This is a genomic window from Rhodovulum euryhalinum, from assembly GCF_004342445.1.
Lineage (GTDB): Bacteria > Pseudomonadota > Alphaproteobacteria > Rhodobacterales > Rhodobacteraceae > Rhodovulum > Rhodovulum euryhalinum.
In genome coordinates this window covers 1-1254 of sequence record NZ_SLWW01000044.1, presented here as the reverse complement: position 1 = coordinate 1254, position 1254 = coordinate 1, and the positions used below count along the sequence as shown (strand labels likewise).

Below are 1254 nucleotides of genomic sequence, written 5' to 3'. Positions count from 1 at the left end.
GCGACGATCCACAAAGGAGGGCGGTCATGTCGGAGATTATCACGGTCGGGCTCGACCTGGCGAAGAATGTGTTTCAAGTGCATGGCGCTGACGCGTCGGGGCTTTGTGTTCTGCGCAAGAAGCTGAGACGGGATCAGGTTCTGGCGTTCTTCAGCCACCTGCCGCCTTGCTTGGTGGCGATGGAAGCCTGCGGCGGCGCGCACTTCTGGGGCCGCGAGATTGGCAAGCTGGGCCACGAGGTCCGCCTCATCCCGCCCGCTTACGTCAAGCCGTTCGTGAAGCGCCAGAAGAACGACGCTGCCGATGCTGAAGCGATCTGCGAAGCTGCCATGCGCCCGACGATGCGGTTCGTTCCCGTGAAGAGTGAAGAGACCCAAGGGGCCGCGATGGTGTTCCGGATCCGCGAGTTACTGATCCGCCAGCGGACGCAGGCGATCAATGCGCTCCGGGGCCATCTCGGGGAGTTCGGCCAGATCGTGCCGCAGGGGGCAGCCAACGCCGCGCGATTGATCACCATCGTCGAGGACCCGGACAGCGGACTGCCCGCCGATGCCATTGCCACGCTGAAGGTGTTGGTCGAAGCCCTCACCCATCTGGAGACGGAGATCGGCGAGCTCGACGCCGAGATCACCCGCCGGGCCAAGGAGAACGACGTTGCCCGGCGCCTGATGACCGTTCCGGGTATCGGACCGTTGATCGCCACGGCCATCGCGGTCCTGGCCCCGCCGCCGGAGACGTTCAGGAAGGCGCGGGATTTTGCGGCATGGCTGGGCCTCACACCGAGGCAGCATTCCACCGGGGGCAAGCAGCGCCTCGGGGCCACGACCAAGATGGGCGAGCGCTCCTTGCGACGGCTGCTGATCATCGGGGCCAACAGCGTCATCATCAAGCGGCATGTCCATGCCGCGGCCCGACCGGGCACCTGGCTGGGCGGGATGCTGACGCGCAAACCGCCGATGCTGGTGCGGGTGGCGCTGGCGAACAAGATGGCGCGGATCGTCTGGGCCTTGATGGCCCGGGGTGGCGTCTACCAGTCTCCGGCCGCGGTGGCGTAAGCCGTAACGGTCGCGAGGACGTCGGAGCGGAAGAGGGCAAGGAGAGGTTTGGCGCAACGGTCGTGAGACGGGATCGGGAGAACCAGAGCGCAACAGAGTGCCATCGAGCACGCGGCTTTGATCTGGACCCGACCTGCGGACACCATACGGGCCCGCGGCATGAAGATGGCCGCACCAGAGGCCGGACACATGTCAGCAC

At 66.0% G+C, this 1254-nt stretch carries 1 protein-coding gene; it reads left to right on the top strand.

The window, feature by feature from the left end; all coding sequences use genetic code 11:
- Positions 1–26: 26 nt before the first annotated feature.
- Positions 27–1055: an IS110 family RNA-guided transposase gene (locus tag EV655_RS18530; RefSeq protein WP_132546821.1), complete on the top strand. Its 1029-nt coding sequence runs from the start codon at positions 27–29 to the stop codon at positions 1053–1055.
- The last annotated feature ends 199 nt before the right edge of the window (positions 1056–1254 follow it).